Genomic DNA, 23,212 nt, shown 5'->3' on the forward strand with positions numbered 1-23,212 from the left:
TTCTTTTCCTCCGTGCCCGGGTGTGTGTTCTCCGTTGTTGGGGGGGTCTGTGGTTGGGGTTTTTTTTTTTTTGGGGGGGGGGGGGGGGGGGGGGGGGGGGTTGGGGGGGTGGGGGGGGGGGGGGGGGGGGTGGGGGGGGGGGGGGGGGGGGGGGGGGGGGGGGGCGCCCCCCGGCCCCCCCCCCCCCCCCCCGGGGCGGGCCCCCCCCCCCCCCGGCCCGCCCCCCCCCCCCCCCCCCGCGCCCCCCCCCCCCGCTTCCGGTTGTTCGCGAGCAGGTCGCGCCGCGGGACGACCGAGGCGGCACGGCGGCCTCGCCCACCGCCCCCACCCACTCGGTCTAGATCTTGCGGAGCAGCACCGAGTTGACCTTGTGGTTCGCGCCCTTCTTGAGCACGAGCGTCGCCCGGGAGCGCGTGGGCAGCACGTTCTCGAGCAGGTTCGGCTCGTTGATCGCCCGCCAGACCTCGGTCGCGGTCCGGACCGCGTCCTCGCGCGACAGCGAGGCGAAGCGGTGGAAGAACGAGTCCGGGCTCGAGAACGCCTCCTCCTGCAGGGCGAGGAACCGGTCGACGTACCAGGACTCGATGTCCTTGGTCTTCGCGTCGACGTAGATCGTGAAGTCGAACAGGTCGGACAGCGCGAGCCGCCCGTGCACCGGCGGCGCGAGCACGTTGAGGCCCTCGACGATGAGGACGTCCGGCTGCCGCACGACGATCTCGGCGTCGGGGACGATGTCGTAGACGAGGTGCGAGTAGAACGGCGCACGCACCTCGGCCGCCCCGCTCTTCACCTGGCTGACGAACCGCAGCAGCGCGCGACGGTCGTACGACTCCGGGAAGCCCTTGCGGTCCATGATCCCGCGACGTTCGAGCTCGGCGTTCGGGTACAGGAAGCCGTCCGTCGTCACGAGTTCGACCCGCGGGGTGTCCGGCCAGCGCTTCGTCAGCTCGCGGAGCAGGCGCGCGACGGTCGACTTGCCGACCGCCACCGACCCGGCGACACCGATCACGAAGGGCGTCCGGCCGGCCCGCTCACCGAGGAAGCGGCTCGTCTCGGCGTGCAGGTCCCTGGCGCCGGCCGCGTACAGCGTCAGCAGGCGGGAGAGCGGCAGGTAGACCTCCTGGACCTCCTGCATGTCGAGCCGGTCGCCGAGGCCGCGCAGCTGCACGATCTCGGTCTCGGTGAGCGACAGGTGCTCCTTCGGTGCGAGCTGGGACCACTCGTCGCGCGGGATCTCCACGAACGGGGTCGGGTGCGCGACGGTGGCTTCCGTGATCGGCATGGGCACGAGCGTACAGACGGGAGGCGCGGCGGACGTGCGTGGACCGGCTGCGGTGATCCGCGCCTCCCGTCCGGTGCCCGGTGCGTGTCCGCAGGACGCGACCCGTCGTGCGGACGGTGACCGTCAGGCCGGCAGGGCCGCCTCGATGGCGGCGACGACCTCGGGGGCGTCCGGCTTCGTGGTCGGACGGAAGCGTGTGACGGAGCCGTCGGGGGCGACGAGGAACTTCTCGAAGTTCCAGCTCACCCGGCCGGCCTTGCCGGAGGCGTCGGGCGTCTCCTTGAGCGCCTGGTAGAGCGGGTGGGCGCCCCTGCCGTTCACCTTCACCTTCTCGGACATCGGGAAGGTCACACCCCAGGTGGTGGAGCAGTACTCGTCGATCGCCTCCGACGAGCCGAGTTCCTGCAGGAACTGGTTGCTCGGGAAGCCGAGGACCGTGAAGCCGCGGTCGCCGTAGGTCTTCTGCAGGGCCTCGAGCTGCTCGTACTGCGGCGCGAGTCCGCAGCGCGAGGCGACGTTCACGACGAGGACGGCCCGGTCCGAGAACTGCGCGAAGGTGGTGTGCTCCCCGTGCAGCGTGGTGATCTCGATGTCGTCGAAGCGTCCCATGTCCCGAACGGTATCCCCACTCCTGCGGACTTGCAGGGTTGATCTCCAGCCAGACCGTAGGATCGTGCGCATGTGTGGAATCGTGGGCTACGTCGGCAGCAAGAGCAGCCAGGAGGTCCTCCTCGGTGGTCTCCGTCGTCTCGAGTACCGCGGCTACGACTCGGCGGGCATCGCCGTCGTCGACCGGCCGGGTGACCTCGTCTCGGCGAAGAAGGCCGGCAAGCTGCAGGCCCTGGTCGAGGAGCTCGAGTCGCACCCGATCGCCGACGGTGCCACCGGCATCGGACACACCCGCTGGGCGACCCACGGCGGCCCGACCGACGGCAACGCCCACCCGCACCTGGCGGACGGCGGCAAGCTCGCGCTCATCCACAACGGCATCATCGAGAACTTCTCCGAGCTGAAGCAGGAGCTCGTCGCCGAGGGCGTCGAGTTCACCAGCGAGACCGACTCCGAGGTCGCCGCGCACCTCGTCGGTCGTGCGTTCCGCGAGACCGGGGACCTGACCGCTGCCATGCAGCAGGTCGTGCAGCGGCTCGAGGGTGCCTTCACGCTCCTCGTCGTGCACGCCGACCAGCCGGGCGTCGTCGTCGGTGCGCGCCGCAACTCGCCGCTCGTCGTGGGCCTCGGTGACGGCGAGAACTTCATGGGCTCCGACGTCGCGGCCTTCGTCGCCTACACGCAGCGTGCCCTCGCGATCGGCCAGGACGAGATCGCGACGATCCGTCCCGACGGCGTCGAGGTCGTGCACTTCGACGGCTCGCCGGCGACCCCAGAGGAGTTCGAGGTCAGCTGGGACGCCTCCGCCGCGGACAAGGGCGGCTGGAGCTCCTTCATGGCCAAGGAGATCAGCGAGGAGCCCGAGGCCGTCGCCAAGACGATCCTCGGTCGCGTGCACGACGGTGCCGTGACGCTGACCGACCTCGACCCGATCGCCGACCGGCTGCAGCAGGTCGACCGTGTCATCGTGATCGCGTGCGGCACGGCGGCGTACGCCGGCATCCTCGGCAAGTACGCCATCGAGCAGTGGGCACGCGTCCCCGTCGAGGTCGAGCTCGCCCACGAGTTCCGCTACCGCGACCCGGTGCTGAGCGACCGCACCCTCGTCGTCTCGATCAGCCAGTCGGGCGAGACCATGGACACGCTCATGGCCGTCAAGTACGCCCGCGAGCAGGGTGCGCAGGTGCTCTCGATCTGCAACACGCAGGGCGCCACCATCCCGCGCGAGTCCGACGCGGTGATCTACACGCACGCCGGCCCCGAGGTCGCCGTTGCGTCGACCAAGGCCTTCATCGCCCAGGGCGTCGCGCTGTACCTGCTCGGGCTGCACCTCGCCACGCTCAAGGGCACGCTGACGGCCGAGCAGATCGCCGAGCAGGTCAGCGAGCTCGAGGGCCTCGCACCGAAGCTCCAGCAGACCATCGACGACGCGTCCGGTGTCGCCGAGCTGGCGAAGTGGATGGCGGACACCCGGAGCGTGCTGTTCCTCGGCCGCCACGTCGGGTACCCGATCGCGCTCGAGGGGGCCCTCAAGCTCAAGGAGCTCGCGTACATCCACGCCGAGGGCTTCGCCGCCGGTGAGCTCAAGCACGGCCCGATCGCGCTCATCGAGCCGGGGCAGATCGTCTTCGTGATCGTGCCGTCGCCGCGCGACCCGCGTTCGCTGCACCCGAAGGTGGTCTCGAACATCCAGGAGATCCGCGCCCGCGGTGCCCGGGTGATCGCGATCGCCGAGGAGGGCGACGCCGCCGTGCTGCCCTTCGCGGACGAGGTCCTGCGGATCCCGCTCGCCACGCCGCTGTTCGAGCCGCTGCTGGCCGTCGCGCCGCTGCACATGTTCGGCATGGAGCTCGCCGCCGCCAAGGGGCTCGACGTCGACCAGCCGCGCAACCTGGCGAAGTCGGTCACCGTCGAGTAGGCCCGCGTCGTGATCATCGGCATCGGGGTCGACGTCGTCGACACGGAGCGGTTCCGGGGTGTGCTCGAACGCACCCCGGCGCTCCGGACGCGGCTGTTCACCCCGGCCGAGCAGCTGCGCGACGGGGAGCCCCGACCGGTGTCGTCGCTCGCGGCCCGGTTCGCGGCGAAGGAAGCCCTCATCAAGGCGTTCGGGTCCAGTGCCGGGCTCAGCTGGCAGGACCTCGAGGTCGTGTCGGACGACCAGCGGAACCCGTCGCTCACGCTGCACGAGGGCGCTCGTCGGGTGGCAGCGGACCGGGGTGTGACGGACGTCCACCTGTCGCTGTCGCACGACGGCGGGATCGCGACGGCGTTCGTCGTCATCGAAGGAGGGGGCGCATGAGCGCGTTCACGGGGATCACGGTCGACCGCGAGGCCCTCATCGCGAACTACGCCACGGTGTCCGAGCAGGTGGCGCCGGCGGGTGTCATCGCGGTCGTCAAGGCGAACGCGTACGGGCACGGTGCGGTCGACGCCGCACGGGCGTTCGTCGACGCAGGTGCCGAGTGGCTCGGGGTCGCCGACGTCGAGGAGGGCATCGCGCTCCGCCGCGCCGGCATCGACGAGGGCGTCCGGATCCTGGCGTGGCTGCACGCCCCGGACGAGGACTTCCGCCGCGCCGCGCAGTACGACGTCACCCCGGCGGTGTCGAGCGTGTCCCAGCTCGCGGCCGCGGCCGACTCCGAGGTGCCCGCGGTGCACGTCTGCGTCGACACCGGGCTGAGCCGGAACGGCGCGGTCGAGTCCGAGTGGGCCGAGCTCTTCGACACCGCCGGGCGGATCGCCCGGTCCGGCGGGCGCACCCGCGTCGAGGGCCTCATGTCCCACCTGTCGAACGCGTCGCGTGCCGACGACCTCGACCAGGACGCCGCGCTCCAGCGGGCGCTCGACGGCCTGGCGGCGAACGGCATCGTGCCGGAGATCGTGCACCTCGCCGCGAGCGCCGCGGGCATCGCGGTGCCGGAGACGCGCCACGACGCCGCACGCGTCGGGCTCGCGCTCTACGGGCTCAGCCCCTTCGCCGACCGCACCTCGGCCGACCTCGGGCTCCGGCCGGCGATGCGCGTGACCGCCGCGGTGCTGCGGACCGTCCCGGTGGCCGCGGGCGACGGCGTCAGCTACGGCTACACCTGGCGTGCAGCGACGGACACCCGGCTCGCGGTGATCGGCCTCGGGTACGCCGACGGCTTCGACCGCGACCTCGGCAACCGGGTGTCGGTGCGCATCGGCGACCGGGAGTTCCCCGTCGTCGGCCGCGTCGCGATGAACGCCATGCACATCGACATCGGCGACGCCGACGTCCGGGTGGGCGACGAGGTCGTGCTCTGGGGCGACCCGGCGGACGGCGACCCCGCGGTCGAGGACTGGGCGGCGGCGATCGACACCATCAACTACGAGGTGGTCGCCAGGGTCGGCCGCAGCGTGGAACGGAGGACGACGTGAACGCCCCCCTTCGTCGGGCCCGGATCGACCTCGACGCCTACCGGTCGAACCTCGACCTCGTGCGCGAGTGGATGCACCCGGTCGAGGTCATGGCGATCATGAAGGCCGACGCCTACGGGCACGGTCTCGAGCCGATCGCGCTCGCGGCCGTCGACGCCGGCATCCACTGGATCGGCGTGCTGACCGTGCCGGCCGCGCTGCGCCTCCGGGCGATCGGCGTCGGCGAGGACGTGCACCTGTTCACCTGGCAGCACGACCCGGCGCTCGACTTCCGCGACGCCGTGGACTCGGCGATCGACCTCGGCGTCTCGAACGTCGCCGAGCTGCAGCGGGTCGTCGATGCCGTCGACCAGCGTCCGGCACGGGTCCACCTCGGCGTCGACTCCGGCCTGCACCGCGACGGCGCGACCGCGGACGCCTGGCCGGAGCTGGTGGCACTCGCGGTCGACGCGCAGCGCGCCGGCCGGATCGAGGTCGTCGCGGCGTACACGCACCTCGCGGAGTCGTCGGACGACGACGACAGCGCCGCGGTCGCCGTGTTCGACCGGGCCGTCGAGACCGCGGAGGACCTCGGGCTCGACCTGCCGATGGAGCACGTCGCGGCCTCGCTCGCCGGGCTCGAGCGGAAGGAGTTCCGCAAGGACATGGTGCGGATGGGCGCGAACCTGCTCGGCATCCCGGGTGCCGAGGGCGTGTCCGCCGCCGACCTCGGGCTCGAGCCGGTGATGACGCTCACGGCCTCGGTCGCGAAGACGAAACGGGTCCCGGTCGACACCGGTGTCTCCTACGACTACACGTACCGCACCACGTCGGAGACCACCCTGGCGCTCGTGCCCGTGGGCTACGCGGACGGGGTGCCGCGTCGCGCGCAGGGCCGCGTCGAGGTGACGATCGGCGGGAAGCGGTACCCGGTCGCCGGTCGCGTCGCGATGGACCAGTTCCTGGTCGACGTCGGCGACGACGAGGTCCGCGTCGGCGACGAGGTCGTGCTGTTCGGCACGGGGGAGCACGGCGAGATGACCGTCCTCGAGTGGGGCGAGGCGCTCGGCACCATCGGGGAAGAGGTGACCTGCCGGATCGGGGCCCGTGTCCCGCGCGAGGTCGTCGGGCACCAGGTCGAGGGCCGGGTCGGCGACTACCTCCGGGAGCAGCCGTGACGGACGCCCGGGTGCTGCTCGACACGACGGTGTCGACGACCGACGAGATGGGTGTGCTCGGTGCGCGGCTCGCACGTGTCCTGCGTGCCGGCGACCTCGTCGTGCTGACCGGGCCGCTCGGTGCGGGCAAGACGACGCTCACGCGTGGCCTCGGGGCCGCGCTCGGCGCGCGGGGGCAGGTGTCGAGCCCCACCTTCGTCCTCGCCCGGACCCACCCGACGACGACCGGCCCGGACCTGGTCCACGTCGACGCCTACCGGTTGAGCGACCCCGTGGAGCTCGACGACCTCGACCTCGACTGGGACGCCTCGATCGTGGTGGTCGAGTGGGGCCGGGGCTTCGTCGACGGCATCGCGGACAGCATCCTCGACGTGGAGATCGTCCGAGCGACGGGAGCGGACGCGCCCGACGGCGACGCCGACGACCTCGACCCCGACGACGTTCCCGACGAGCCCCGACGGGTGATCGTCACCGCGACCGGGCCGCGCTGGGCGGACGTCACGCTCTGACGGATCGCCGGTTCAGCCCGACCGCACCGAGGTGGTCGGGTCGATGAAGAAGTCGGCGTAGGCCGGGTCGTCGACCGGCAACCACCCGAGTCGGGCGTGCACGAGCGCGTCGACGTCCGCGGGCGGCAGAAGGCCCCGACGGCGCCACTGCTCGGAATCGCGGTGCGCTGCCGTGCGCGGTGTCCAGGGCATCGGTGACCTCCCTCGTGCTGGTGGAACATCACCGGACACTACGCCACCGTCCGCCGTCCCGATCGCGCCTACGATGGACGCGTGCTCCTCGCCATCGACACGTCCGCCGGCACCTCGGTCGCCGTCGTCGACCCGGCCAGCGGTCGTGTGCTCGCCGAGCGCAGCACCGACGACTCCCGCCGGCACGCCGAGGTGATCGGCCCGTTCCTCGCCGAGGTGCTCGCCGAGGCCGGCGTCACCGGTGCCGACGTCACCGGGGTGGTCGCCGGCACGGGCCCCGGCCCCTTCACCGGCCTGCGCGTCGGGATCGCCGCCGCGCGCACCTTCGCCGCCGCCCGCGGCGTCCCCCTCCTCCCGCTCGTCAGCCACGACGCGATCGCGGCCGACCTGCAGCGGCACCCCGTCGTCGTCCTGACGGACGCGCGCCGCCGCGAGGTCTACTGGAGCGCCCACGACGAGACCGGCACGCGGGTCGCCGGTCCCGGACTCGCGAAGCCGGCGGACCTGGACGAGGCGATCCGCGCCTCCCGTCCGGAGGCCGTCGACTGGCCCCGCGAGACCGTCACGACCGTCCCGGCCGGGAGGCTCGGGTCGCTGGCAGCAGACCGGCTCGCCTCCGGCGCGCCCTTCGCCGACGACACCCCCCTCTACCTGCGTGACCCCGACGTCACCGTGCCGGGGGCCCCGAAGCGGGTCGTCCGGTGACCGGACTGCCCGCCGGCCTGCGGCTGCGCCGCGCGGTCCCGCAGGACCTCGACGACGTCATGTTCCTCGAGCACACGTCGTTCCCGACGGACGCCTGGACCTCGTCGCAGATGGCGGGGGAGCTGTGGTCCCCGCACGGGTACTACGTCGTGGTCGAGACGACCGAGGACGGCGCCCCGACGGTCGTCGGCTACGCCGGGCTGTCCTCGCTCGCGGGCAACCCCGTCGCTGACGTGCAGACCATCGCGGTCGCTGCCGAGCAGCGGGGCCGGGGCATCGGGAAGGTGCTCTTCACGGAGCTCCTCGACGAGGCCCGACGGCGTGAGGTGCACGAGGTGTTCCTCGAGGTGCGCGCCGACAACCCCGTGGCGCAGGCGATGTACACCGCTGCCGGGTTCGAGCGCATCGCCGTGCGGCCCCGCTACTACCAGCCCGACGGTGTCGACGCGTGGGTGATGCGGGCGGAGCTCCCCGTCACCCCCGGTGCGTCCACCGGTGTCGGACCGATCGGACAGGAGACCCTCGGTGAGCGCGACTGAACCCCTGGTGCTCGGCATCGAGACGAGCTGTGACGAGACCGGCGTGGGCATCGTCCGCGGGACCACCCTGCTCGCCAACGTCATCGCGTCGAGCATGGACGAGCACGCCCGCTACGGCGGCGTCGTGCCCGAGGTGGCCGCACGGGCGCACCTCGAGGCCATGACCCCGACCCTGCACGAGGCCCTCGACCGCGCGGGTGTCACGCTCGACGAGCTCGACGCCGTCGCCGTGACCGCCGGCCCGGGGCTCGCCGGTGCCCTGATGGTCGGGGTGGGCGCAGCCAAGGCACTGGCGGTCGCGACGGGCAAGCCGCTGTACGGCGTGAACCACCTGGTCGGGCACGTCGGTGCGGACGTCCTGCGTGCGGACGGCAGCGCGATCGAGCTGCCGACCGTGGCGCTGCTCGTGTCCGGCGGCCACACGTCGCTGCTGCTCGTGCGGGACCTGGTCGGCGACGTCGAACTGCTCGGCGAGACGATCGACGACGCGGCCGGCGAGGCGTTCGACAAGGTCGCACGCCTGCTCGGACTGCCCTACCCGGGCGGGCCGCAGATCGACCGGGCGGCAGCGGAGGGCGACCCGACCGCGATCCGGTTCCCGCGCGGCCTGACGCTGCCGAAGGACATGGCGCAGCACCGGTACGACTTCTCGTTCTCCGGGCTGAAGACCGCCGTCGCGCGGTGGGTCGAGAAGTGCCGGGACGAGGGCCGCGAGGTCCCCGTCGCCGACGTCGCGGCGTCGTTCCGCGAGGCCGTCGTCGACGTGCTCCTCACGAAGGCGCTCGCCGCGTGCCGGGACACCGGTGTCGACCGCCTGCTGCTCGGGGGTGGGGTGGTCGCGAACGCACGGTTGCGCGCCGTCGCCGAGGAACGCTGCGCTGCCGCCGGGGTCGCGCTGCGGATCCCACCGTTCGACCTCTGCACCGACAACGGGGCCATGATCGCCGCGGTCGGTGCGCGCCTGGTGGCAGAGGGGCACGCGCCGAGCGACCTCGGCATCGCGGCGGACTCCACGCTGCCGGTGACGACCGTCCAGGTCTGAGTCGCGCGGCCGGGTGGCGCATGCCGACGCCTGAACCGGCTCCCGGCCCGTGTGGGAGGATGCTCAGCAGGCACCGACCGACCGGGTGCCGGGAGGGGTGGACGGTGTCCGATCAGAACCAGTGGCCGAAGCCGGGCGAGTCGAGCGGGGGAGACGACGGCCGGCAGCAGCAGGACGGGCAGTCGGGCAGCCAGCAGCCCGCGAACCCCTCCGCGCAGCCGTCGCAGGGCACCCCGTACGGCCAGGGCCAGCAGGCGTCGGGCGCCCCGTACGGTCAGGGCCAGCAGCCGTCGGGCAACCCGTACGCGCAGCAGTCCCAGCAGGGCAACCCGCACGCGGCCTCGGGGCCCCAGCACAACCCGTACGCACCGCAGTCGCAGCAGGGCAACCCCTACGCGCAGCAGTCGCAGCAGGGCAACCCGTACGCGCAGCAGTCGCACCAGGGCAACCCGTACGCGCAGCAGTCGCACCAGGGCAACCCGTACGCGGCCTCGAGCCCCCAGCAGAACCTCTACGCGCCGCAGCAGGGCGGGAACCCCTACGCGTCGCCGTACGCCACGAGCGGGTACCAGCCGTACGCCCAGCGCCCGAAGACGAACACCCTGGCGATCCTGTCGATCGTGTTCGCGTTCGCCGGGGTCGTCATCTGGCCGATCGTGATCCTCACGAGCCCCGCCGGCGCGATCATGGGGCACATCGCCCTCGGGAAGATCAAGCAGACGGGTGAGGGTGGCCGTGGACTGGCCCTCGCCGGGGTCATCGGCGGGTGGGTGCTGACCGGGCTCTACGTGCTCTTCGCGGTGATCTTCATCATCGCGATCGCGTCGAGCCACTCGTCCTCCGACCCGTACGGCTACGACTCGGGCGCCTTCATCCGCTGACCCGCGCCGCGCTGCACGGCTCCGTTCCGCGAGATCGACAGACCCCCGCCGATGTTCGGCGGGGGTCTGTCGCTGCCGCGGACGTGAACACGACAGCGACAGCGACAGCGACAGCGAGAGCGACAGCGAGAGCGCCTCGCGCCGACCGCCCGCGCAGCCTCGCGCCCCGCTACCGCCCCGCGGCCGAGCCGGCCACGTCGGTGAGGCGCTCGCACAGGAGCGCGGTGTGCCGTCCCTCCAGACGGGTGAGCACGAGCGTCACCGACCGCCGCCCCCGCAGCCGCAACCGCTTCCGGAACTGCGCCGGGTCGACGTCGACGCCGCGCTTCTTGATCTCGACGGTGCCGACGTCCTCCGCCGCCAGGCGTGCCGACAGCTGCTTCACGTCGAGGGGCATCGTGTCGAGCACCCGGAACCCCTGCGCGAACGGCGTCGTCACGGCACGGTCCGACGTGACGTACGCGATGCCCTCGGAGAGCATCCGCCCGTCGATCGACCGCGCCAGGTCACCGATCAACCGCGCACGGATGACGGCGCCGTCCGGCTCGTACAGGTAGGCGCCGACGGGACCGACCTCGACGTCCTCGGCGTCCGCCGGGCCGGTGAGCTCGGCGATGCCGTGACCGCCGATGACGGTGGCCGCGCGCCGGACGCCGTCACGGGCGAGGGGCCCGGACCACAGGACGAGCTCGACGACCTCGCGGTCGACGGACACCCACTGCGCCTCGAGCGTGTCCGGGATCAGGTCGCGGTCGATGCCCGGGCCGAGCTTCACGCCCGTCGGGGTCGTCGTCGCGGCGGCGAACACGGTGTCGAGCGACGGCGACCAGTCGTCCGGGTCGGCCAGGCGCCTCGTGTTCGCGTGCCCGGCCGTGCGTCGCGCGGGGTCCATCCAGACGCCGTCGACCCGGGACAGGTCGAAGGCGGCCGCGTCGCCGAGCTCGACCCGGGCGTTCGGCCAGAGCGCGAGGTTGTGCGTCGCGACCGCCGCGGTCACCTCGTCGCGGTCGACGGCGGTGACGTCGAGGTCGAGCGCGGCCATCGCCATGGCGTCGCCACCGATCCCGCAGCCGAGGTCCGCGACCCGGGTCAGTCCGGCGGCGGCGAAGCGACCGGCGTGCTGCGCGGCGACCTGCAGTCGGGTGGCCTGTTCGAGGCCGGCCTCGGTGAAGAGCATCCGCGCGGCGAAGTCCCCGAACTTCGCGCGGGCCTTCTGGCGGAGCTTCGCCTGGGTCAGCACGGCTGCCACGAGCCCCGGGTCGTGTCCCTCGCCACGGAGCCGGGAGACCACCCGGACGATCTCGCCCCCGTCCGAGACGCCGGGGGTACGGTCGAGCAGGGCCATCCCCTCGGGGGTCAGCAGCTGGGCGAGGTCGGCGGCTTCCACCCGTCGATCCTCCCAGGTCGCCGGGGAGGCCCGACACGTGCTGGCACTCGGATTGACCGAGTGCCAGACTGTCCCTAGAGTTGTGGTTGGCACTCTCCTGTGCGTAGTGCCAACCGGTTCCCATCTGTACCGAGTCAGTACCGAGAAAGAAGAGGTCACCGTGGCCGTCACCATCAAGCCGCTCGAGGATCGCATCGTCATCCGCCAGGTCGAGGCGGAGCAGACCACCGCTTCCGGTCTCGTCATCCCGGACACCGCGAAGGAGAAGCCCCAGGAGGGCGAGGTCGTCGCCGTGGGTCCGGGTCGCATCGACGACAACGGCAACCGCGTGCCGCTCGACGTCGCCGTCGGCGACAAGGTCATCTACTCGAAGTACGGCGGCACCGAGGTCAAGTACTCCGGCGAGGACCTGCTCGTCCTCTCGGCGCGCGACGTCCTCGCGGTCATCGAGCACTGAGACCAGCAGCTCTCGTCACGAACGCCCCGTCCGGCTCGCAGCCGGCGGGGCGTTCGTGCGTCCGGGCGCGTGTCGCTGCGGCGCTCCCGGCCCGTCCCGGTGGTCGGCCTGGAGGCGCGCTGTCCGCCCGCAGCGTCCGCGCCCCTTCCTAGGATGGTTCCGTGAGTGAAGCGACCCCGGCGCGTCCGGCACGCAGCGAGGCATCCGTCGGCGTCGTGCAGGCGATCGTCGCGTACGGACTCTGGGGCCTGATGCCCCTGCTCTTCGCCGCGATGGCCCCCGCCGGCGCGTTCGAGATCGTCGCCTGGCGGATCGTCTTCGGCCTGGTCTTCTGCGCGGTGGCGATCGCCGTCACCCGGTCGTGGCTGCGCACCCGCTCCCTGCTCGCCCAGCGCCGGGTGATGCTCGTGATGGGACTCGCGGCCGTGCTCATCCTGGTGAACTGGACCGTGTACGTCGCCGCGACGACGACGGGCCACACGGTCGAGGCGGCGCTCGGGTACTTCATCAACCCGCTCGTCACGATCGCCCTCGGCGTGGTCGTCCTCCGCGAGCGCCTGCGTGCGGCGCAGTGGGCGGCCGTCGGCATCAGCGTCGTCGCGGTCGTCGTCATCGCGGTCGGCTACGGGCAGGTGCCGTGGATCTCGCTCGCGCTGGCGTTCTCGTTCGGGTGCTACGGCCTGGTGAAGAAGCGGGTCGGGGGCACCGTCGACGCGCTGAGCGGCCTGACGATCGAGACCGTCTGGCTGGTCCCGATCGCCGTGGGGGCGCTCGTCGTGCTCGGCGTCACGGGTCTCGGCGGCGGGGTGACGTTCACGAGCGAGGGGTGGCCGCACGTCCTCGTCACGGTGCTCACCGGGCCCGCGACCGCGGTGCCGCTGCTGCTCTTCGCGTCGTCCGCCCGGCGGGTGTCCCTGTCGACGCTCGGCCTGACGCAGTACCTCGCGCCGGTGATGCAGCTCCTGGTCGGGGTGGTCGTGCAGCACGAGGCGATGCCGCCCGCGCGGTGGATCGGCTTCGGGATCGTCTGGGTCGCGCTCGTGGTCCTGACGGTCGACAGCTTCGTGGCGGCCCGGGCCGCGCGGCGGCGGACGCTCGCCCCTGCGGCGGCCGAGCCGGCCTGACGGGCGCGAGCCGCGCCTCCCGTCCGCCCCCCGGTGCCCGCGCGCGGTTCGGAGCGCTGTGCCGAGGCTCGGCCATGCGGACAGTTCCGCAGCCCCGCGCCCGCGGAACTGTCCGCGGACGCGAGTCTCGCGGGGACGACGTCGGCCCCGGACCTGCATGAGGTCCGGGGCCGACGTCGCGTGCTGCGTGTTACTTCGAGACCGAGCCCTGGATGGCGGTCTGGTACACGGGCTTGTTGTCGCCGTCGAACTTGTAGATGCCGATGTAGGCGCTCGACGGGTCGTTCTTGCTGTCGAACGGACCGATGCCGGACGGGCCGGTGTACTGGATGTCCTCACCCTTGTCGAGCAGGTCCTTGCACGCCTTGAACGTCTCGCACTTCGTGCCGCCGTCCGCACCGGACACCGCGGCCATGTTGGCCTGGATGGTGCCCGAGTCGGTGCCCTTGCCCTTCACCGCGGCCAGCGCAGCGAGGGTCGTGGCGTCGTAGGACTCGGCAGCGTACGAGTAGTCAGCCAGCTCCTTGCCCGAGGACTGCTTGTAGAAGTCCGACAGGCGCTGCTTCAGCTCGTCCTTCGGGCTGGCGCCGGGGATGGTGCCCTGCGCGCCCTCGAGGGTGCCCGGGTCGAAGTCCTTCGAGTAGTCCGCGGTGTTGCCGTCGGACATGTAGATCTTCGACATGTCGGCGTTCTGCGACTTGAGCTCCGGGATGATCGACTTCGTCTCGTCGAAGGCGAGCACCACGATGGCGTCCGGCTTCGCGGCGAGCGCAGCGGTGACCTCGGACGAGAACGTCGTCTGTCCGGGCGGGAACTCCTGACCCTTGCCCTTGCCGCCGTAGACGACCTGGCCGCCCGAGTCCTCGATCGCCTGCTGCACGGTGTCGCGGAGACCCGTGCCGTAGGTGTCGTTGAAGACCAGGAACGCGACCTTGGCGTTGCCGTCACCCGTGACGAGCTGGCCGAGGGCCGAGCCCTGCACCGAGTCCGGCGGCGCGGTCCGGTAGTAGTGCGACGAGTACCCGGACAGGTCGGTCGCGGTGTTCGCCGGCGAGATCTGCACGATGCAGTTGCTCGTCAGCTGGTCGATGACGTTGAGCGTGACGCTCGACGACTCGGCGCCGATGACGACCGGCACCTTGGCGTTGACGAGCTTCGTCGCGGCCGAGCTCGACACGGTCATGTCGTTGCTGTCGCCCGAATCGGTCGCGGGGTCGATGCTGACGTCCTTGTCGAGCACGCCACCGGCCGAGTTGATGTCCTCGACCGCGAGGCCGACGCCGGACTCGGCGGGCGGGTTGAGGTACGACAGGGTGCCCGTCAGCGGGAGGATCGTGCCGATCTTCAGCGCGTCGGTACCGGGGGTGTCGGGGGCCTTGCAGCTCGCCGCCGGGTCCTTCTTCGCACCGCCGGCGGAGGCGGAGGAAGTGGTCTCGGCGCTGCCGCTGGTGGAACACGCGGCGAGGAGGAGCGCTGCCGCTCCCGCCACTGCCAGTGCCGTGGTGGCACGGGTGGTTCTGGTCATCCGTGGAGCCCTTTCTCTGCGCGGAGGCCCAACCGCATCGGGTCGAGCGCGGTCTCCTCCACGTGGGTTGCCGAGAAAACTAGGGCCGAAGTGTTTCGCGTGTGTGTCCGAGATCATCACCTGGACGTTTCGTTACACACCCGTGACGAAACTGAGGAGGCGCACGGGAACCCCTGATGAGGAGTCCGTCCGGACGGTCTTCGCGCTCGCCGAGGCCCGTGCGGACCGTTCGGGATCGGCTGGAGCGCTCCCGCGCGGGGCTCGTCGGCGGCGTTCTGTGCAGGGGGCGCGGACCCGGGGGAGCACTGCGGCGGTCGCGCGTACGGTCCGGCCCATGAGCGACGCAGCTTCCACCACCACCTTCCGTCCCACGCGCGCGATCGTCACCGGCGCCGAGTCCGGCATCGGCAAGGCCACCGCGGTGGCGCTCGCTGCCGCCGGCATGGACGTCGGCATCACCTACCTGTCCGAGCCCGAGCGCGCCGAGGAGACCGCCGCCGAGGTCCGACAGGCGGGACGGCAGGCCTTCGCCGAGCAGATCGACGTGACGCAGCTCGACCAGGCGGGCGCCGTGATCGAACGCCTCGTGGCGCAGCTCGGCGGTGTGGACGTGATCGTCGCCGATGCGGGCACGGGCGACAACGCGCCGTTCCTGGACATCACGCTCGAGCAGTGGCGGCACACCGTCGCCACCGACCTCGACGGGGCGTTCGTCACGATCCAGGCAGCAGCGCGGCACATGGTCGGACAGGGCACCGGCGGGCGGATCATCGGCATCACGAGCGTCCACGAGCACCAGCCCCGGTACGGGTCGAGCGCGTACGACGCAGCGAAGCACGGGCTCGGTGGGCTCCTGAAGACGATCGCGATCGAGCTCGCTCCGTCCGGGATCACGGCCAACGCCGTCGCGCCGGGCGAGATCGCGACCCGGATGACCGGTGCCGAGGACGAGGACCCGCACACGATCTCCCGGCCGGGGGTCCCGCTCGGCCGGCCGGGCAACGCGTGGGAGATCGCAGCCGCGGTGGCGTTCCTGGCCAGCCCCGCGTCGTCGTACATCACGGGGGTGTCCCTGCCCGTCGACGGCGGCATGCTCCAGATGGGCCCCCACGGCGGCAGCCACATCACCTCCGACGACTGGCGGAGCGCGTAGGGCGGCGGGGGCGGCGGCTCTCCGCGAAACGCAACCTCGGCGTCTGCTCGCAGCGCTGTGCCGCTGCGAGCAGCCGTCGAGGTTGCGTCTTGCGGGGACTGCCGTCATGCGCCGGTCGGGAGGCCCGCGGTGCGCAACACGATCTGCAGGCGTCCCGGGGTGCGCACCTCCGACCACCCCCCCACCGCACGACGCGACGGACCTCCGGTCGGAGCAGGAGTACCTGCTCGCGGGCCTTCTCACGGCGGACGGCGTCCGGGCCGTCGTACTTCTCGAGACCGTCGAACTCGCCGACGATCCCGGCGCGCGGCCACCAGAAGTCGACCCGGAACCGGCCGAACGCCTGCTGCAGGACGGGCGGTGGGAAGCCGTCCTCGTCCAGCCGGACCCGGTTGACCGATTCGCCCGGCGACTCGGCACGGGGATCGGCGAACCGCAGCGCTCGCCGCGCCTTGGTCATGCCCCGCGGCGTCGGCCACGCGGCGAACGCCCGGCGGATCTCGTCGGCCTCGAGCAGGTGTTCACGCAGCACGTGGTCGAGCACCGCGACCCCGTGCTCGTAGGAGGTGCTCCGCACGACGTCGACGACCGTCCGCAGCGGAGTGGTCACGCGGCGCCCGTCCACGTCCGTCACCTCGTCGTCCTCGAGCGCGGCTGCGTGCCGGACGACCCGACGCCCCGAGTGCGTCGTCCCGAGCAGGGGATCGGTGGCGTGGACCCGCCGGTCCGGACGGTCGACGTCGGGGAGCCCCCAGAGCAGCGCTGCCGAGCGGTGCGAGAGCACGCGCCACTCGCCCACCGTCGTGATGACGGCCTCGAGTTCGACCCGCTGCCGTTCGGGCACGGTGGCTGCTCGCCAGCCCCGGGCGTCGACCGCGACGCCGTGGGTGACCCGGACGAGTTCACCGTGCCGGACGGCCTGCTGTGCGGCACGGTCGTCGGACGTCAGGAGGACGAGGGGCAGTGGCTCGTGCATGCGCCCGAGCCTCGACGAGCACAGGCGCAATCGAGCGCCGTCGTCCGGATCTGTGGACAACCCCTCCGCGAAACGCAACGTCGGCGGCCCCTCGCAGCGGTGTAGCGCTGCGACGAACCGCCGACGTTGCGTCTTGCGGAAGGGAGGAGACCGGGGTCAGCCGCGGTAGTTCGGGGCCTCGACGACCATCTTGATGTCGTGCGGGTGGGACTCCTTGAGCCCGGCCGCGGTGATGCGGACGAACTTGCCGCGGGCCTTGAGCTCCGGCACCGTGCGGCCACCGACGTAGAACATCGACTGCCGCAGTCCGCCGACGAGCTGGTAGACGGCGTTCGCCACCGAGCCGCGGTAGGGGACCTGGCCCTCGATGCCCTCGGGGATGAGCTTCTCGTCCGAGGGGACGTCGGCCTGGAAGTAGCGGTCCTTCGAGTACGAGGTCTTCTCGCCGCGGGTCTGCAGTGCGCCGAGGGAGCCCATCCCGCGGTACGCCTTGTACTGCTTGCCGCCGACGAAGACGAGCTCGCCCGGGCTCTCGTCGGTGCCCGCGAGGAGCGACCCGAGCATGACGGTGTCAGCGCCTGCGACCAGGGCCTTCGCGATGTCGCCCGAGTACTGCAGACCGCCGTCGGCGATGACCGGCACGCCGGCCTCACGCGCGGCGAGCGACGCCTCGTACACGGCGGTGACCTGCGGGACGCCGACGCCGGCGACCACGCGGGTGGTGCAGATCGAGCCCGGCCCGACGCCGACCTTGACGGCGTCGACGCCGGCGTCGATGAGCGCCTGCGCGCCCTGTCGGGTCGCCACGTTGCCGCCGATGACGTCGATGCCGGCGAACGACGGGTCGGCCTTCAGGCGGCGGACCATGTCGAGCACGCCCTCGCTCTCGCCGTTGGCGGTGTCGACGACGAGCACGTCCACGCCCGCGTCGCGCAGGGCCTCGGCGCGCTGCCAGGCGTCGCCGAAGAAGCCGATCGCGGCGCCGACGCGCAGGCGGCCCTCGTCGTCCTTCGTGGCGTCCGGGTACTTCTCGCTCTTGTCGAAGTCCTTGACGGTGATGAGGCCGCGGAGCTTGCCGTCGGCGTCGACGAGCGGGAGCTTCTCGATCTTGTGCTGCGCGAAGATCGCGACGGCGTCCTCGGGGTCGATGCCCTCGGGCGCGGTGATGAGGGGCGCCTTGGTCATGACGTCGCGGACGAGGGTGGTCGCCGTCTCGAACGGTGCGACGAAGCGCATGTCACGGTTCGTGATGATGCCGACGAGGGTGCCGTCCGACTCGACGACCGGCAGCCCGGAGACGCGGAACTGCCCGCAGACGGCGTCGACCTCGGCCACGGTCGCGTCCGGGGTCGTCGTCACGGGGTTGGTGATCATGCCGGACTCGGACCGCTTGACCTTGTCGACGTACGCCGCCTGGTCCGCGATGGACATGTTGCGGTGGAGGATGCCGATGCCGCCCTGACGGGCCATCGCGATCGCCATGCGCGCCTCGGTCACGGTGTCCATCGCCGCCGACAGCAGCGGGACGTGCACGTCGATGCGCTTCGTGAGCCGGGACGTCGTGGACGCCTCGCTCGGGATGACGTCGGTGTGCCCGGGCAGGAGCATGACGTCGTCGTACGTGAGTCCGATGAATCCGAACGGATCCGGCTGGTCCATGGTTCCCCTTCGTGGGCGAGGTGAAGTGGTGGCACCGGGGCGCGTCGTCGGGTTCCCGATGGGCCATGGTAACGCGCGCGACACTCCCGCCATTCCGTCGTCCCCCGACCGTCCGGGCTCGGCGGGCGCCGCGCGCGGACCGACAGCGGTCCACCGACCCGTTCCTGAGAGTCCTGTACCGGCTGGACGGGCGGATTTCCGCGGATCGAGGGGGTCTCGGTCACGAATGCAGCACGATTTGTGCAGGAGACGTGCTGGAAACACGGGGGACACAAAAAATCCCTATGGTCCTCGACTATCCGAACGAGAGGCTCATCCGTGGGTTCCATCACTCCGCCGGGGTCAGCGCTCATGCGCCGATTCCGCCGTGGGGCACCAGGTCGCAACCGCCTGGTCCTCGCCGCAGTACTCTTCCTCGCTTTCCTCGCCACCTTCGCGGTCGACTGGGCAGTGTCGCCCGCAGCCGACGCGGCGACGAGCAGTCCCTCCGCCAGCAGCAGCCCGAGCACCGGCGCACCGGGCGCACCGGCGAGCTCCGGCCCCTGCACGGTCAGCCCCACGAACGGCTGCATCCGGGGCACCATCCTCGACTCCGAGCGGAAGCCCGCGACCGGGGTCGACGTCGACGTCGCCGGGGCCGGCGGGTTCGCGCAGACGGCGACCACCGACGACACCGGTCGCTGGTCGGTGTCCGTCACGACGGCGGGGCAGTACACCGTCAGCGTCGACCAGGACTCGCTGCCGAAGGGGCAGTACCTGACGAACGCCGCCGACGCCGAGCGCAAGGTGAACGCCACGCTCAACGCCAACGTCGGTCAGATCTTCCAGCTGTCCGACCAGCAGGGCGCCACGACCAGCGACGACACGAGCAGCGTCAGCGCCGCACGCGCCTGGCAGCAGCTCGCGTCGGGCATCCGCCTCGGGCTCCTCATCGCCCTCGCGTCGGTCGGCCTGTCGCTCATCTACGGCACCACCGGCCTGTCGAGCTTCTCGCACGGTGAGCAGGTGACCCTCGGCGGTCTCCTCGCCTACGTCTTCGCGAACCAGCTCGGCTGGAACATCTGGGTGACCGGCATCGTCGTCACGCTGCTCTGTGCGGCGACCGGGTACCTGCAGGACGCCGCGATCTGGCGGCCACTGCGCCGCCGACGGATCAGCCTCACCCAGCTCATGATCGTCACGATCGGTCTGTCGATCGCCGCGCAGTACGCCTTCCAGTACTTCTTCGGCGCCTCGACCGTCCGCATCCAGCAGGGCAACCCGGAGACGGTGACCTTCGCCGGCCTCACGCTGACCGTGCAGTCCTACGTCGCGATGGGCATCGCGCTCGTCGTGCTCGTCGGCACGGGCCTGTTCCTGGCCAAGACCCGCTTCGGCCGTGCCACCCGCGCCGTGTCGGACAACCCGGCGCTCGCCGCGGCGTCCGGCATCGACGTCGACCGCGTCATCCGCTTCGTGTGGACGCTCGCCGCCGGCCTCGCGGGCCTGTCCGGCGTGATGCTCGGCCTGGTGCTCAACGGCGTGAACTGGCAGACCGGCCTCCAGCTGCTGCTGCTCATGTTCGCGTCCGTCACGCTCGGTGGTCTCGGCACCGCGTACGGCGCCCTCGTCGGCTCGATGATCATCGGCATCGTCGTCGAGCTCACGAACCTCGTGCTGCCGGGTGACTTCAAGTACGCCACGGCCCTCGTGATCCTCATCCTCATCCTGCTGTTCCGGCCGCAGGGCATCTTCGGTCGCGCCGAGCGCATCGGCTAAGGGAGCACCGACATGGACTACATCCTGAACCTGCTGTCCTCGCTGACGCAGGAGGCCCTCGCCCCCACCACGGCGGCGTTCGCCCTGGCCGCGATCGGCCTCAACGTGCACTTCGGTCTGACCGGACTGATCAACATGGGCCAGGCGGCGTTCCTGCTGCTCGGCGCCTACGGCTTCGCGATCTCGATCACGAACGGCCTGCCCTTCGTCATGGCGGTGCTCGTCGCCCTGGCGGTCGCGATCGTGTTCGCCGTCATCCTCGGCATCCCGACCCTGCGGTTGCGCGGCGACTACCTGGCGATCGTGACGATCTCCGGCGCCGAGATCATCCGCATGGTCGGACGCTCCAGCCTGCTGACGAACACCACCGGCGGCTCGAACGGCATCGCCGGGTCGAGCTACCGCGACCCGTTCAACGCCCTCAGCCCGCTGCCCGACGGCACCACGAGCATCCTGTGGTTCACGTACTCGAACAACGGCGTCAACGGCTGGTGGATCCGCATCGCGGCCTGGGGCCTCGTGGCGCTCTTCACCCTCGTGCTCTTCCTGCTCATGCGCAGCCCGTGGGGTCGCGTCGTGAAGGCCATCCGCGAGGACGAGGACGCCGTGCGGTCCCTCGGGAAGAACGTCTACTCGTACAAGATGCAGGCGCTCGTGTTCGGCGGTGCGCTCGGTGCGCTCGCCGGGGTGATCTACGTGCTGCCGAGTTCCGTGCAGCCGGACGCGATGGGCCGTTCCATGACGTTCTTCATCTGGACCGCGCTGATCCTCGGCGGTGCCGCGACCGTGTTCGGTCCGGTGCTCGGAGCGATCCTGTTCTTCGTCGTGCGGCTCTTCGTCCGCACCCTCGCCGGGGACTTCATCCCCGACTCGATCATGAACGCGCAGCAGGCGGAGCAGTTCTCCTACGTGCTCGTCGGCGTCGCGCTCATGCTCCTCATCGTGTTCCGGCCACAGGGACTCCTGGGCAACAAGAAGGAGCTGTCGTTCAGTGTCTGAGACCTACACCCACACGAAGTCCGACCCGATCCTGACGGTCGACGGCGTCACCCGGCACTTCGGCGGCATGACCGCGGTCGACGTCGACCACCTCGAGGTGCAGCGCGGCACCATCACCGCCCTGATCGGCCCGAACGGTGCCGGCAAGACGACGTTCTTCAACCTGCTGACCGGCTTCGACAAGCCGAGCCCCGGCGCGACGACCCGCTTCAACGGCGACACGCTGCAGAAGACGAGCGCGACGCACATCGCCAACAAGGGCATGGTCCGCACGTTCCAGCTCACGAAGGCGCTGAGCCGCCTCACCGTGATGCAGAACATGCTGCTCGGCGCTCGCGACCAGCCGGGCGAGAACTTCTTCGTCGGCCTCGTCCCGGCGCTGTGGCGGAAGCGCGAGCGCGAGATCACCGCCAAGGCCGAGGACCTGCTCGCCCGCTTCAAGCTCCTCGAGAAGCAGGACGACTACGCCGGTTCCCTGTCGGGCGGGCAGCGGAAGCTCCTCGAGATGGCCCGCGCGCTGATGTCCGACCCGACGATGATCATGCTCGACGAGCCGATGGCGGGCGTGAACCCCGCGCTCACCCAGTCGCTGCTCGGACACATCCAGTCGCTGCGCGACGACGGCATGACCGTGCTCTTCGTGGAGCACGACATGCACATGGTCCGGCACATCTCCGACTGGGTGGTCGTGATGGCCGAGGGCAAGGTCGTCGCCGAGGGCCCGGCCGACACGGTGATGGACGACCGCGCCGTCATCGACGCGTACCTCGGTGCGCACCACGACACCGACCTGGGCGACGACTCGCTCCTCACCGAGGAGACCTACGAGGAGCTGGCCGACGAGGTGGCCGAAGAGGAAGCAGCGGACGACCACCCGAAGGCGGACGACCGCAAGCAGGACGAGCAGGAGGCGACCCGATGACCGACGCAACGAACGCAGCTGACGCGGGCCGCGCCTCCAGTCCGACGACGGGTGCGACGAGCGCGACGAGCGCGACGAGCGCAACCGCGACGATCGACCGCGGCGAGCCCGTCCTGACCGCGAAGAACCTCGTCGCGGGGTACCTGCCGGGCGTGAACATCCTCAACGGCTGCGACCTCGACTGCTACCCGGGCGAGCTCATCGGCATCATCGGTCCGAACGGTGCCGGCAAGTCGACGCTCCTCAAGGCGCTGTTCGGCCTGGTGTCGATCCGCGAGGGCTCGGTCTCCCTGCAGGGCGAGGACATCACGAACCTCAAGGCGAACAAGCTCGTCCAGGCCGGCGTCGGCTTCGTCCCGCAGACGAACAACGTGTTCCCCTCGCTCTCGATCGAGGAGAACCTGCAGATGGGCCTGTACCTGCGCCCGAAGAAGTTCGCCGAGCGGCTCGAGGTCATCTACGACCTGTTCCCGGTCCTCGGACAGCGGCGGACGCAGCGGGCGGGCTCGCTGTCGGGAGGTGAGCGGCAGTCGGTCGCGATGGCCCGCGCGCTGATGATGGACCCGAAGGTGCTGCTGCTCGACGAGCCCTCCGCGGGCCTGTCGCCGGTGCGCCAGGACGAGACGTTCATCCGCACGCGCCGGATCAACAAGGCCGGGGTGTCGATCATCATGGTCGAGCAGAACGCGCGACGCTGTCTGCAGATCTGCGATCGTGGGTACGTGCTCGACCAGGGGAGGAACGCGTACTCGGGCACCGGGCGTGAGCTCGCCGACGACCCGAAGGTCATCGAGCTCTACCTGGGGACGCTCGCCAAGGACGTCGACTCCGCTCGCTGAGCGGGGTCGACCCGCGGGTACTGCTGTGGGGGTGGTACCCGCACCCCGACGGGGCCGCGCAGGCTGCTGATGCGCCGCGCGGCCCCGTCCTCACG

Annotated in this window: 23 protein-coding genes; 16 read left to right on the top strand and 7 right to left on the bottom strand. The window is 71.4% G+C overall.

Annotated elements, in window-relative coordinates; all coding sequences use genetic code 11:
- Positions 1 to 337: 337 nt before the first annotated feature.
- Complete coding sequence (coaA, locus tag ACIQFY_RS14085) at positions 338 to 1,282, bottom strand: type I pantothenate kinase (protein WP_066656980.1); 945 nt, start codon at positions 1,280 to 1,282, stop codon at positions 338 to 340.
- A 123-nt stretch (positions 1,283 to 1,405) separates the two neighbouring features.
- Positions 1,406 to 1,891, bottom strand: coding sequence for a glutathione peroxidase (locus ACIQFY_RS14090; protein WP_209685286.1), 486 nt, complete (start codon positions 1,889 to 1,891; stop codon positions 1,406 to 1,408).
- Positions 1,892 to 1,961: 70 nt separating this feature from the next.
- Here ACIQFY_RS14090 and glmS point away from each other — a divergent pair, with 70 nt between their 5' ends.
- From glmS to tsaE, 5 genes are read left to right on the top strand one after another with little or no spacing between them, the layout of a single operon-like run.
- Positions 1,962 to 3,809, top strand: coding sequence for a glutamine--fructose-6-phosphate transaminase (isomerizing) (glmS, locus tag ACIQFY_RS14095; RefSeq protein WP_209685288.1), 1,848 nt, complete (start codon positions 1,962 to 1,964; stop codon positions 3,807 to 3,809).
- Between the two features lie 9 nt (positions 3,810 to 3,818).
- Positions 3,819 to 4,193: a holo-ACP synthase gene (locus ACIQFY_RS14100; protein WP_209685290.1), complete on the top strand. Its 375-nt coding sequence runs from the start codon at positions 3,819 to 3,821 to the stop codon at positions 4,191 to 4,193.
- On the top strand, positions 4,190 to 5,293 hold the full coding sequence (alr, locus tag ACIQFY_RS14105; RefSeq protein WP_066656970.1) for an alanine racemase: 1,104 nt from the start codon (positions 4,190 to 4,192) through the stop codon (positions 5,291 to 5,293). Before ACIQFY_RS14100 ends, alr (ACIQFY_RS14105) begins: the two co-directional genes overlap by 4 nt.
- On the top strand, positions 5,290 to 6,450 hold the full coding sequence (gene alr / locus ACIQFY_RS14110; protein WP_400340626.1) for an alanine racemase: 1,161 nt from the start codon (positions 5,290 to 5,292) through the stop codon (positions 6,448 to 6,450). Before alr (ACIQFY_RS14105) ends, alr (ACIQFY_RS14110) begins: the two co-directional genes overlap by 4 nt.
- Positions 6,447 to 6,959, top strand: coding sequence for a tRNA (adenosine(37)-N6)-threonylcarbamoyltransferase complex ATPase subunit type 1 TsaE (tsaE, locus tag ACIQFY_RS14115; protein ID WP_251160912.1), 513 nt, complete (start codon positions 6,447 to 6,449; stop codon positions 6,957 to 6,959). The genes alr (ACIQFY_RS14110) and tsaE overlap by 4 nt, the downstream gene beginning before the upstream one ends.
- Before the next feature lie 12 nt (positions 6,960 to 6,971).
- Here the strand turns inward: tsaE and ACIQFY_RS14120 are convergent, their stop codons facing one another.
- Entirely contained in the window at positions 6,972 to 7,151 is a 180-nt protein-coding gene (locus ACIQFY_RS14120) for a hypothetical protein (protein WP_400340628.1), read from the bottom strand.
- Between the two features lie 81 nt (positions 7,152 to 7,232).
- On the opposite strand from ACIQFY_RS14120, the gene tsaB reads away from it, so the two are divergent.
- The 4 genes from tsaB (at position 7,233) to ACIQFY_RS14140 (ending at position 10,318) form a co-directional block, all read left to right on the top strand.
- Entirely contained in the window at positions 7,233 to 7,856 is a 624-nt protein-coding gene (gene tsaB, locus ACIQFY_RS14125) for a tRNA (adenosine(37)-N6)-threonylcarbamoyltransferase complex dimerization subunit type 1 TsaB (RefSeq protein WP_251160913.1), read from the top strand.
- Positions 7,853 to 8,395 carry a ribosomal protein S18-alanine N-acetyltransferase gene (gene rimI, locus ACIQFY_RS14130; RefSeq protein ID WP_235426394.1) on the top strand — a complete coding sequence of 181 codons (543 nt, stop codon included), beginning with the start codon at positions 7,853 to 7,855 and terminating at the stop codon, positions 8,393 to 8,395. Before tsaB ends, rimI begins: the two co-directional genes overlap by 4 nt.
- The gene (gene tsaD / locus ACIQFY_RS14135) at positions 8,382 to 9,437 is read left to right on the top strand and encodes a tRNA (adenosine(37)-N6)-threonylcarbamoyltransferase complex transferase subunit TsaD (protein ID WP_200884118.1); all 1,056 of its coding nucleotides are present in this window, start codon (positions 8,382 to 8,384) and stop codon (positions 9,435 to 9,437) included. The genes rimI and tsaD overlap by 14 nt, the downstream gene beginning before the upstream one ends.
- A 104-nt stretch (positions 9,438 to 9,541) precedes the next feature.
- Positions 9,542 to 10,318: a DUF4190 domain-containing protein gene (locus ACIQFY_RS14140; RefSeq protein ID WP_400340630.1), complete on the top strand. Its 777-nt coding sequence runs from the start codon at positions 9,542 to 9,544 to the stop codon at positions 10,316 to 10,318.
- Positions 10,319 to 10,487: 169 nt separating this feature from the next.
- Here ACIQFY_RS14140 and ACIQFY_RS14145 read toward each other — a convergent pair whose 3' ends face one another.
- Positions 10,488 to 11,705 carry a THUMP-like domain-containing protein gene (locus tag ACIQFY_RS14145; protein ID WP_326496980.1) on the bottom strand — a complete coding sequence of 406 codons (1,218 nt, stop codon included), beginning with the start codon at positions 11,703 to 11,705 and terminating at the stop codon, positions 10,488 to 10,490.
- Positions 11,706 to 11,865: 160 nt separating this feature from the next.
- Between ACIQFY_RS14145 and groES the strand changes: the two genes are divergently transcribed.
- The gene (gene groES / locus ACIQFY_RS14150) at positions 11,866 to 12,162 is read left to right on the top strand and encodes a co-chaperone GroES (RefSeq protein WP_056121496.1); all 297 of its coding nucleotides are present in this window, start codon (positions 11,866 to 11,868) and stop codon (positions 12,160 to 12,162) included.
- Positions 12,163 to 12,323: 161 nt separating this feature from the next.
- The gene (gene rarD / locus ACIQFY_RS14155; RefSeq protein ID WP_066656944.1) at positions 12,324 to 13,286 is read left to right on the top strand and encodes an EamA family transporter RarD; all 963 of its coding nucleotides are present in this window, start codon (positions 12,324 to 12,326) and stop codon (positions 13,284 to 13,286) included.
- A 190-nt stretch (positions 13,287 to 13,476) separates the two neighbouring features.
- On the opposite strand, the gene ACIQFY_RS14160 is transcribed toward rarD, so the two are convergent.
- Entirely contained in the window at positions 13,477 to 14,811 is a 1,335-nt protein-coding gene (locus ACIQFY_RS14160) for an ABC transporter substrate-binding protein (protein WP_066656937.1), read from the bottom strand.
- A 334-nt stretch (positions 14,812 to 15,145) separates the two neighbouring features.
- On the opposite strand from ACIQFY_RS14160, the gene ACIQFY_RS14165 reads away from it, so the two are divergent.
- Positions 15,146 to 15,964 carry an SDR family oxidoreductase gene (locus ACIQFY_RS14165; RefSeq protein ID WP_400340633.1) on the top strand — a complete coding sequence of 273 codons (819 nt, stop codon included), beginning with the start codon at positions 15,146 to 15,148 and terminating at the stop codon, positions 15,962 to 15,964.
- Here the strand turns inward: ACIQFY_RS14165 and ACIQFY_RS14170 are convergent.
- Together ACIQFY_RS14170 and guaB are read right to left on the bottom strand one after the other, a co-directional pair.
- Positions 15,936 to 16,940 (bottom strand): hypothetical protein, encoded by a 1,005-nt coding sequence (locus ACIQFY_RS14170; protein ID WP_400340634.1) that lies wholly within the window; start codon positions 16,938 to 16,940, stop codon positions 15,936 to 15,938. The two genes, ACIQFY_RS14165 and ACIQFY_RS14170, sit on opposite strands and share 29 nt — an antisense overlap.
- 156 nt (positions 16,941 to 17,096) lie before the next feature.
- Complete coding sequence (guaB, locus tag ACIQFY_RS14175; RefSeq protein WP_066656935.1) at positions 17,097 to 18,599, bottom strand: IMP dehydrogenase; 1,503 nt, start codon at positions 18,597 to 18,599, stop codon at positions 17,097 to 17,099.
- Between the two features lie 318 nt (positions 18,600 to 18,917).
- On the opposite strand from guaB, the gene ACIQFY_RS14180 reads away from it, so the two are divergent.
- From ACIQFY_RS14180 to ACIQFY_RS14195, 4 genes are read left to right on the top strand one after another with little or no spacing between them, the layout of a single operon-like run.
- Positions 18,918 to 20,357: a branched-chain amino acid ABC transporter permease gene (locus tag ACIQFY_RS14180; RefSeq protein WP_400340636.1), complete on the top strand. Its 1,440-nt coding sequence runs from the start codon at positions 18,918 to 18,920 to the stop codon at positions 20,355 to 20,357.
- Positions 20,358 to 20,369: 12 nt separating this feature from the next.
- On the top strand, positions 20,370 to 21,356 hold the full coding sequence (locus ACIQFY_RS14185) for a branched-chain amino acid ABC transporter permease (protein WP_066656933.1): 987 nt from the start codon (positions 20,370 to 20,372) through the stop codon (positions 21,354 to 21,356).
- Positions 21,349 to 22,278 (top strand): ABC transporter ATP-binding protein, encoded by a 930-nt coding sequence (locus tag ACIQFY_RS14190; RefSeq protein WP_066656931.1) that lies wholly within the window; start codon positions 21,349 to 21,351, stop codon positions 22,276 to 22,278. Before ACIQFY_RS14185 ends, ACIQFY_RS14190 begins: the two co-directional genes overlap by 8 nt.
- The gene (locus ACIQFY_RS14195; protein WP_066656928.1) at positions 22,275 to 23,117 is read left to right on the top strand and encodes an ABC transporter ATP-binding protein; all 843 of its coding nucleotides are present in this window, start codon (positions 22,275 to 22,277) and stop codon (positions 23,115 to 23,117) included. The genes ACIQFY_RS14190 and ACIQFY_RS14195 overlap by 4 nt, the downstream gene beginning before the upstream one ends.
- Positions 23,118 to 23,212 lie beyond the last annotated feature (95 nt).

This window comes from Curtobacterium sp. NPDC092190 (assembly GCF_044755625.1).
Classification (GTDB): Bacteria; Actinomycetota; Actinomycetes; order Actinomycetales; family Microbacteriaceae; genus Curtobacterium.

Bases quoted from the DNA above. Each gene is read 5' to 3' on its own strand.
- coaA (WP_066656980.1), bottom strand. From the start codon at position 1,282: ATGCCGATCACGGAAGCCACCGTCGCGCACCCGACCCCGTTCGTGGAG.
- ACIQFY_RS14090 (WP_209685286.1), bottom strand. From the start codon at position 1,891: ATGGGACGCTTCGACGACATCGAGATCACCACGCTGCACGGGGAGCAC.
- glmS (WP_209685288.1), top strand. From the start codon at position 1,962: ATGTGTGGAATCGTGGGCTACGTCGGCAGCAAGAGCAGCCAGGAGGTC.
- alr (WP_066656970.1), top strand. From the start codon at position 4,190: ATGAGCGCGTTCACGGGGATCACGGTCGACCGCGAGGCCCTCATCGCG.
- ACIQFY_RS14120 (WP_400340628.1), bottom strand. From the start codon at position 7,151: ATGCCCTGGACACCGCGCACGGCAGCGCACCGCGATTCCGAGCAGTGG.
- ACIQFY_RS14160 (WP_066656937.1), bottom strand. From the start codon at position 14,811: ATGACCAGAACCACCCGTGCCACCACGGCACTGGCAGTGGCGGGAGCG.
- ACIQFY_RS14165 (WP_400340633.1), top strand. From the start codon at position 15,146: ATGAGCGACGCAGCTTCCACCACCACCTTCCGTCCCACGCGCGCGATC.
- ACIQFY_RS14170 (WP_400340634.1), bottom strand. From the start codon at position 16,940: ATGCACGAGCCACTGCCCCTCGTCCTCCTGACGTCCGACGACCGTGCC.
- guaB (WP_066656935.1), bottom strand. From the start codon at position 18,599: ATGGACCAGCCGGATCCGTTCGGATTCATCGGACTCACGTACGACGAC.
- ACIQFY_RS14185 (WP_066656933.1), top strand. From the start codon at position 20,370: ATGGACTACATCCTGAACCTGCTGTCCTCGCTGACGCAGGAGGCCCTC.
- ACIQFY_RS14195 (WP_066656928.1), top strand. From the start codon at position 22,275: ATGACCGACGCAACGAACGCAGCTGACGCGGGCCGCGCCTCCAGTCCG.